Genomic DNA, 8,113 nt, shown 5'->3' with positions numbered 1-8,113 from the left:
GCGCCGCAGCGCCCCCGCTTCACCGACTTCAACTGCGACGCCATCGAGGACACCGTCGTCGGTGACCCCAAGGCGGCCGTCGGCGGGGACGCCGACGCCGGTGTGGTCCGCGTGGTCTACGGCGGCGGCAAGGGCACCGCCGAGTTCCACCAGGACCTGGCCACCGTCCCGGACGACGCCGAGGCCGGTGACTCCTTCGGCGAGAAGCTGGCCACCTTCGACCACGACGAGGACGGCTGCTCCGACCTCGTCGTGGGCATCCCGAGCGAGGACGCGGGCACGGACGCCGACGCCGGCTCCGTCAACGTCCTCTACGGTGCCGCAGGCGGCCTGACCACCGGCAAGGCCGCCCTCAACCTGGTCCAGGGCACGGGCGAAGGCGCCATCAAGTCCGCGGTGCCCGGGGCGGAGGACCGCTTCGGCCACTCCGTCGCCGCCGGCCACACCGCGCAGGGGCAGCCGTACCTGCTGATCGGCGTACCCGGCGAGGACATCGGCGCCGTCAAGGACGCCGGTACCGTCCACTACCTGCGCGGGACCACCAACGCGGTCACCGACCAGAACAAGCCCGCGATGGACGGCGACGTCGAGGCCGGCGACCGGTTCGGCACGACCATCGCCGCCTCCGCGAACCACATCGTCATCGGCTCCCCGAACGAGGCCATCGGCACCGCGGCCGACGCCGGCAACATCCAGCTGCTCACCCACGAGCTGACCGCGGGCGGCCTGCCGACCCCCCTCGTGGGGCTCAACCAGAACGACCCGCTCGTCAGCAGCCTGGCCGAGGCCGGCGACCTGTTCGGCGGCTCCCTCTCCGCCGTCGCCTACGCACCGGCCGGCGCGAGTGCCGCGACCGACACCGTCCTGGCGGTCGGCGTGCCCGGCGAGGGCCTGACGGTCGCCTCGGCGCCCGTCGACCACGCCGGCCAGGCCTACACCTTCCGCATCACCGGGGCGGGCGTCGTCACCAAGGTCGCCTCCATCACCGCCGAGGTCGCCGGTGTGACCGGCGCGGCCGGCGCCGGTGACCGGCTCGGCCAGAGCGTGGCCCTGGTCAACCTCGCCCCCGACGCACCCGCCACCGCGGCGACCCTCGTCCTCGCGGTCGGCATTCCGGGCAAGGACATCGGCGGAGTCGCCGACGCGGGCGCGGTGCAGACCTTCGACCCGCTCGGCGTCCCCGGTGACACCGACCAGTGGATCCAGGCGGGCGACGCGTCCGGCCTGGGCGGCACCCCGACGGCCGGCCACTCCATCGGCGCCCACCTGGGAGCAGCCACCTCGGCGCTCCGGATCGGCGTGCCGAACGCCGCCCCGCTCGGCGCCGTGTACGCCCTCCCGTGGGGCAACACGACGGCCGGCCGGACCGGCACCGCCGGCACGGTCACCACCCACCAGCCGGGCCAGAACGGCCTCCCGGCCGCCGGCGGCGCATTCGGCTGGTCGATCGGCTGACCAGCCCATCGGCTTGACCGGCCCCAGCGGCCACCAGGCCCCGCGGGGCCGGGAACCGGCCGCGCGACACAGGCCCGGGAGGGGGATCCCCCTCCCGGGCCGGTACGCAGCCCCACCCGATCCCACACCCCGTGCCAGACCTCATGCCAGACCCCGTGCGAGACCCCGCCCCACGTCCTTGAACTGGGCCTTTACCAGGGGAGGGGGATGGTGCAAGATCGCTCCCACCCCAGACCGTCACCACTATCCGGCCGCTACAGCGCCTCCGGGAGGACCCCCGTGTCTCAGATCATCGGTTACGCGTCAGGCGTCTTCGACCTCTTCCACATCGGACACCTCAACCTGCTCAAGCAGGCCCGCGCCCAGTGCGATTACCTGGTGGCCGGCGTACTGACCGACGAGGCCTCCTGCTACAAGGGATTCCCCCCGGCCATCCCGCTCCACGAGCGCATCGAGGTCGTCAGCTCCATGAGCTGCGTCGACGAGGCCATCGTCGACCGCACCCTCGAGAACCTGGACGCCTGGCAGCAGATCGGCTTCCACCGCCTGTTCAAGGGCGACGACTGGCGCGGCACCCCCCGGAGCGAGCGCTGGGAGCGCGACTTCTCCACGCTCGGAGTCGAGGTCGTCTACCTCTCGAACACGATGCACGCCTCCAGCACGAACCTCCACCGCCTGATGCAGCAGCTCTGACCCGATGGCCGGTAGCCGGTAGCCGGTAGCCGGTAGCCGGTAGCCGGCGGCCGAGCGGGTCCGGTCAGGCGTCCGGGTCGTGGGCGGCGCCGACGAGTTCCTCCAGTACGTCCTCCATGGCGACGAAGCCGATGACGGTGCCCTTGTTGCCGGTGACGGCGGCGAGGTGCGTGCCGGCCGCGCGCATGGCGGTCATCGTGTCGTCGAGCGGGGTGTCCAGGGCGACCTTGATGATCGGGTGCAGCGCCGTACGGGGGAAGGGCCGGGTGCGGTCGGGGGCGCCGAGGGCGTCCTTGATGTGGAGGTAGCCCAGGATCTCGTCGCCGGGGCCGGTGACCGGCAGCCGTGAGAAGCCGTGGTCGGCGGCCGTACGCTCCAGGGCGCGCGGGGTGATCTCGTGGCCGACGGTCACGACCCTGTCCAGCGGAACCATCACCTCGCCGACGGGCCGGGTACCGAGTTCGAGGGCGTCCTGGAGACGTTCGCCGTCCTCGGGGGCGAGGAGCCCGGCGGCGCTGGAGTCCTTGATCAGACGGGCGAGTTCGTCGTCGGTGAAGACCGACCCCACCTCGTCCTTGGGCTCCACCTTCATCAGCCGCAGCAGCGTGTTGGCGAAGGCGTTGATGCCGAAGACGAACGGCCGCAGCGCCCGCGTGACCGCGACCAGCGGCGGCCCGAGGAGCAGCGCGGTCGGCGCCGGGGCGGCGAGCGCGATGTTCTTCGGGACCATCTCGCCGACCAGCATGTGCAGGTACGTCGCCAGGGTCAGCGCGATCACGAAGGCGATCGGGTGGATCAGCGCCTCGGGCACGCCGGCGGAGTGGAACGGGGGCTCCAGCAGGTGCGCGATGGCCGGCTCGGCGACCGCGCCCAGGACCAGCGAGGAGACGGTGATCCCGAGCTGGGCGGTGGCCAGCATCGCGGACAGGTGCTCCAGCGCCCACAGGGTGGTCTTCGCCCGCCGGTCGCCCTTGAGCGCGGCCGGTTCGATCTGGCTGCGCCGTACGGAGATCAGGGCGAACTCGGCGCCGACGAAGAAGGCGTTGGTGATCAGGGTGAAGGCGCCGATCAGCAGTTGGACGGCGGTCATCGGGCCTTCTCCTCATCGGTCGCGGAAACGCCGGGCGCGGTGATCGAGACCCGGTCGGCGCGGTGGTGCTCCACGTCGAGCACGGACAGTTCCCAGCCCCCGACGCGCAGGGCGTCCCCTTCGACGGGGATGCGTTCCAGCAGGGTGGCGATCAGCCCGGCGAGGGTCTCGTACGGGCCCGCGGGCGCGTCCAAGCCGATCTCCGCCAGCTCGTCGAGGCGTACGCTCCCGTCGGCCCGCCACACCCGGCGTCCGTCCTGCCCGGGGCCTTCGACCAGGTCGGGGGCCTCGACCGGATCGTGCTCGTCGCGGACCTCGCCGACGACCTCTTCCACGATGTCCTCGATGGTGGCGACGCCGGCGGTGCCGCCGTACTCGTCGATGACCACGGCCATGGTGCGAGCCTTGCGCAGCCGCCCGAGGAGGGTGTCGACGGGCAGCGAGTGCGGCACGAGCAGCGCACTCGTCATCAGGTCGGCGACCGTGGTCACCTCCCGCTCGTCCTCTTCGAGGGCGAGGACGTCGCGGACGTGGATCGTGCCGACGACCTCGTCGAGGCTGTCGCGGTAGACGGGGAAGCGGGACAGACCGGTGGCGAGCGTCAGGGCCGCGGCGTCGGCCGCGGTGGCGTGGAGCTCCAGGGCGTGGACGTCGACGCGCGGGGTCATGACGTTCTCCGCGGTCAGCTCGGCCAGGTGCAGGGTCTTGACGAACAGCTCGGCCGAGTCGGCCTCGATGGCGCCTTGCCGTGCCGAGTGCTTCACCAGTGCCACCAGCTCTTCGGGCGTACGGGCGGAGGCCAGCTCCTCGGCCGGTTCGAGGCCGAAGCGGCGTACGAGCCGGTTCGCGGTGTTGTTCAGGTGCCGGATCAGCGGGCCGAACGCGGCGGTGAACGCACGCTGCGGACCGGCGACGACCTTCGCCACGGCCAGCGGCCGGGAGATCGCCCAGTTCTTCGGCACCAGCTCACCGACCACCATCAGCACGACGGTCGAGAGCCCCACACCCAGCAGGGTCGCGGTGGTCGGCACGGCTCCGGCGGGCAGTCCGACCGCTTCCAGGGGGCCGCGGAGCAGCGCGGAGACTGCGGGCTCGGCGAGCATGCCGATCACCAGCGAGGTCACGGTGATGCCCAACTGGGCGCCGGACAACTGGAAGGTCAGCCGCTTGGCGGCCCTCAGGGCGCCCTCGGCGCCGCGCTCACCGGCCTTCGCGGACCGTTCGAGCTCACTGCGCTCGACGGTGGTGAGCGAGAACTCGGCGGCGACGAACACCGCACACGCCAGCGTCAGGGCCAGGGAGAGGAGCAGCAACAGCACTGCGGTCACCGTGCCACCCCCGCTTCCCGGCTCTGATGCTGCGGGCAAGGTGTGGCACGGCTGGGACTGGGAGGTTCACCCATTGCGGGTCTGCTGCTCCTTCTTGACTCTGCGGACCTCGGGGGCCCGGCTACGGCATACCTGGCGGGGACGTGTTCCCCGAAGCCAGCTTAAAGCCCCGGCAAAGGACCGCACCGAACACGCAAACGGCCCCGGACGAGCAGTCCGGGGCCGCGCACTGTGCCGCTTCCTGGCATGACGGCTGGTGCCGCCCCGTCCGCTCACGCATCGCGCACGCATGAGGCGGTGCACGTACGGGTGACGTTGCAGATCAGACGCTCGTCCATGCGTGGAAGAAGGCTTCCCGCCTGGACGGATCGGCTGATTTGTGGTCCGCGTGCAGGACGCGCCAGGCGGTGATTTCGAGGTCACGGAGCCACAGCTCTCCGATGACCTGCGTTTTGAGGTCGGGGAGGTGGTCGGACTCGGCGAGTGCCCGGCCGATGACCTCTCCGGCTGCGATGCGCTGGGGCGGGGTCATCTCGTCGAAGGCCGAGAGGATCTGCCCGGCCAGGCCGGTGCCCTCTCCTGCCAGCGAACTCAGTACGCACGCCTTGATGTTGGCGGGGAGCAGGTAGAGGGAGCCCGAGGACCTCCACAGTTCCGACCAGAAGTGCTCTCCGGACTCGGTGGGGGCAGGGAGCGCGGCCAGCAGACCGAGGAGGTGCGCGGTGGCCACGTATCCGTCGGAGTGGGCCGATGCGACGACGGCGATGTCCGCGACGCGCTCCACGTCGATGTGGCCGGCTTCGAGGCGGGGGTCCAGCCCCAGCCGCTGTTCCAGCTGATGGGAGAGGGGGGCGGACGCGTGGGCGCGGAACTCGGGAAGCATCGGCGGTCCTTGGACGTAGGAGAGCGGAGAGGCCCGTTCGGAAGCCCAGATCGTTCCCCTGGCCCGCCGGACTACACGAGTTCCACAGCCCCAGTTGGAGGAAGACTGCCAGGACCGACGCGATGAGGCGGATGACCCGGCCGCGTCCGGCGGACTGCGGCAGACCTCGGATGATGCCGCTCCGGACAAGCTCCTAGCATGGACTCATGGTTGCCAGCGATGCCCAGCAGTCCGAGTCGGAGCGGAAAGCAGCGTCCCGGGACGACGCCGTAGCCGGCCATGTTGTCTCCGCACCGACGGATGGAGAAGGTGAGGGCTCCCAGCCCGTCGCCGACCTGTTCGGCCGAGCGGCCGATCTGGTGGAGCCGATCAAGCCGAAGCTGCGGGGCTGGCTCCACGCCGGCATGGTCCCCGCGTCCCTGGCCGCGGGCATCGTCCTCGTCTGCCTGGCAGGCACCCCGCGGGCCACGGTGGCTTGCACCGTGTACGCCGTCACCGCCTGGCTGCTGTTCGGGACGAGCGCCGTCTACCACCTCGGCACGTGGGGACCGCTCGGCGAGGCCGTCCTGCGCCGCCTCGACCACGCCAACATCTTCCTGATCATCGCCGGCACCTGCACCCCGCTGGCCGTGCTCCTTCTCGCCCCTGACCAGCGGTCCGTCCTCCTGTGGATCGTGTGGACGGGTGCTCTGGCCGGTATCGCCTTCCGCGTCCTGTGGATCGGAGCGCCCCGCTGGCTGTACACGCCCTGCTACCTGGCCTTGGGCTGGGCACCGGTGCGCTACCTGCCCGACTTCCTGCACAGCGGCGGGGCGGCCGTACTCACCCTGATCGTGACGGGCGGGCTGCTCTACAGCGCGGGCGCCGTCGTGTACGCCCTCCAGCGCCCCGACCCCTCACCCCGCTGGTTCGGCTACCACGAGGTGTTCCACGCCCTGACCGTGGCGGCCTTCACCGCGCACTACATCGCCGTCTTCCTCGCTGCCTGCTGAGCGCGGCGGGGCCGCGGGCGTGCGAGGCCCGCGCCCGTGCACCCCGCGCCCGTGCACCCGCGTCACCTCGGGAATGCTTGAAGATCGGGAGCCCGTCGATGACGACGGGCACGATCACCTCAGGCCGAGGTCGATGGAGCCGAAGATTCGCGCTTCCCCGTGGGTACGCGGAAGGGCCCGACCGGCGCGTGCCGGTCGGGCCCCTCTTGCTGTGCGGGTGGTGGCGCGCTGGGCCCACCGGTCAGGCGGTGACGGGGGTGCCGAGCATGGCGGAGGCCCGCTGGAGGGGGCTGAGTACGCGTGTGGCCACGGCGGGTCGGGGAAGGCTGCCGCGGCAGGTGAAGCCGAGCTGGGTCATGGCGCGGAGGACTTCGCCGGCGCTGAAGTCGCGGCGGTCCTGGCGGGTGAGGACCTGGCCGACCTGCTTGACGGGGTAGGTGCGGCGGCCGATGATCACGGACTCGCCGAGGACCTGCTCGGGCTTGATGCCCTTCATCGATTCCAGGACGCCGCTCTTGGTCAGGTCGAACGGGAAGCGGGCGATGACACAGCGCATGGTGCCTCACAGGGAGAAGAGGGGAAGGGACCGGCCACGGGGAGGTGGTTCAGCGGGCGAGGGCGAGGACGCCCAGAGCGTTGCCTTGTTCGTCCACGACGGGCAGGGCGGCGAGCTTGCGGTAACGCATCGCGTGCTGGGCCTCGGCCATCGTGGTCATCGGCGAAGCGAACGGGCCGCGATCGCCGAGGACATCGCGCAGACGGAGCCGGTCGGTGTACGCCGCGCTCTCGCGGACGGCGGTGAGCTGGGCCTGGGTCACCAGCCCGGTGCACAGGCCGTCCTCGTCACAGACGAGCAGACGGTCCGTGCGGGAACTGGCCGTGACGGCCAGGGCCACCTCGACGGTCATGTCGTCACAGACCTGCGGGCCGGCCGCCTCCATGGCGTCGTCCACCGTCCTGCGGACGAGGTCGGCATGCGCGGAGCGGGGCTGCATCTGGACCAGCGTCAAAATCTGCCTCCTGCAGAGATGGGTCAGTTTCCGGATCACGTGGTGCTCAAGCCGCCGCATCGAAGGCGGACTGCCGAGCGCTCGCGCGCCGGGCGGCTGACATGGGGCCGCGGCGTCCGCGGGAAGCCGTGCTGCGCTTGGGCCGCTCGGACACCGGCGCGGTGATGGTGACCGGGATGCCGGAGGGTGCCTGGGCGCCGGTGATCCGGGTCAGGACCTCGTCTCCGGAGCGGACCTGGGTGGTCTGCGGGGTGATGCCCGCGGACGTCATCAGGCGTGCCATCTCGCGGCGCTGGTTGGGCAGGACCAGGGTGACGACGCTGCCGGACTCACCGGCGCGGGCGGTACGGCCGCCGCGGTGCAGGTAGTCCTTGGGGTCGGTCGGCGGGTCCACGTTGACGACGAGGTCCAGGTTGTCGACGTGGATGCCGCGGGCCGCGACGTTCGTGGCCACGAGCACGCTGACGTGCCCGCTCTTGAACTGCGTGAGGGTACGGGTGCGCTGGGGCTGCGACTTTCCGCCGTGCAGGGCCGCGGCGCGGACGCCGTTGCTCAGCAGGTGCTCGGTCAGCCTGTCCACGGCGTGCTTGGTGTCCAGGAACATGATCACGCGGCCCTCACGGGCGGCGATCTCGGTCGTGGCGGCCTGCTTGTCGAAGTTC

At 71.5% G+C, this 8,113-nt stretch carries 9 protein-coding genes; 3 read left to right on the top strand and 6 right to left on the bottom strand.

Annotation, left to right across the window (positions count from 1 at the left end):
- Together AC6CKD_RS37820 and AC6CKD_RS37815 are read left to right on the top strand one after the other, a co-directional pair.
- Window positions 1–1,455 (top strand): esterase (locus AC6CKD_RS37820; protein ID WP_498333949.1); only part of this gene is annotated, 1,455 nt, incomplete at its 5' end.
- 279 nt (window positions 1,456–1,734) lie between these two features.
- A complete protein-coding gene (locus AC6CKD_RS37815) occupies window positions 1,735–2,148 on the top strand; it encodes an FAD synthase family protein (protein WP_498333947.1) in 414 nt (137 codons plus the stop codon).
- Window positions 2,149–2,212: 64 nt separating this feature from the next.
- On the opposite strand, the gene AC6CKD_RS37810 is transcribed toward AC6CKD_RS37815, so the two are convergent.
- From AC6CKD_RS37810 to AC6CKD_RS37800, 3 genes are all read right to left on the bottom strand, one after another.
- Window positions 2,213–3,238, bottom strand: a complete 1,026-nt coding sequence (locus AC6CKD_RS37810) for a hemolysin family protein (RefSeq protein WP_498333945.1) — start codon at window positions 3,236–3,238, stop codon at window positions 2,213–2,215.
- Window positions 3,235–4,566, bottom strand: a complete 1,332-nt coding sequence (locus AC6CKD_RS37805; RefSeq protein WP_498333944.1) for a hemolysin family protein — start codon at window positions 4,564–4,566, stop codon at window positions 3,235–3,237. The genes AC6CKD_RS37810 and AC6CKD_RS37805 overlap by 4 nt, the downstream gene beginning before the upstream one ends.
- 322 nt (window positions 4,567–4,888) lie before the next feature.
- Window positions 4,889–5,449, bottom strand: coding sequence for a hypothetical protein (locus tag AC6CKD_RS37800; protein ID WP_498333943.1), 561 nt, complete (start codon window positions 5,447–5,449; stop codon window positions 4,889–4,891).
- A gap of 206 nt (window positions 5,450–5,655) precedes the next feature.
- On the opposite strand from AC6CKD_RS37800, the gene trhA reads away from it, so the two are divergent.
- On the top strand, window positions 5,656–6,441 hold the full coding sequence (gene trhA, locus AC6CKD_RS37795) for a PAQR family membrane homeostasis protein TrhA (RefSeq protein WP_498333942.1): 786 nt from the start codon (window positions 5,656–5,658) through the stop codon (window positions 6,439–6,441).
- 241 nt (window positions 6,442–6,682) lie between these two features.
- On the opposite strand, the gene AC6CKD_RS37790 is transcribed toward trhA, so the two are convergent.
- From AC6CKD_RS37790 to AC6CKD_RS37780, 3 genes are all read right to left on the bottom strand, one after another.
- Window positions 6,683–6,997: an SCO5918 family protein gene (locus tag AC6CKD_RS37790; protein WP_498333940.1), complete on the bottom strand. Its 315-nt coding sequence runs from the start codon at window positions 6,995–6,997 to the stop codon at window positions 6,683–6,685.
- A gap of 49 nt (window positions 6,998–7,046) precedes the next feature.
- Complete coding sequence (locus tag AC6CKD_RS37785; protein WP_498333938.1) at window positions 7,047–7,451, bottom strand: CBS domain-containing protein; 405 nt, start codon at window positions 7,449–7,451, stop codon at window positions 7,047–7,049.
- Between the two features lie 46 nt (window positions 7,452–7,497).
- Window positions 7,498–8,113, bottom strand: a 616-nt coding sequence (locus AC6CKD_RS37780; protein WP_498333937.1) for a helicase-related protein, incomplete at its 5' end; no start/stop codon positions are given.

The sequence above is a fragment of the Streptomyces sp. GQ60 genome, from assembly GCF_059758875.1.
Note: the sequence above shows the minus strand (reverse complement) of the source record. Positions and strands in the feature narration are given on the sequence as shown.

Coding starts and splice junctions, on each gene's coding strand:
- AC6CKD_RS37810 (WP_498333945.1), bottom strand. CDS start 3,238: ATGACCGCCGTCCAACTGCTGATCGGCGCCTTCACCCTGATCACCAAC.
- AC6CKD_RS37800 (WP_498333943.1), bottom strand. CDS start 5,449: ATGCTTCCCGAGTTCCGCGCCCACGCGTCCGCCCCCCTCTCCCATCAG.
- trhA (WP_498333942.1), top strand. CDS start 5,656: ATGGTTGCCAGCGATGCCCAGCAGTCCGAGTCGGAGCGGAAAGCAGCG.
- AC6CKD_RS37790 (WP_498333940.1), bottom strand. CDS start 6,997: ATGCGCTGTGTCATCGCCCGCTTCCCGTTCGACCTGACCAAGAGCGGC.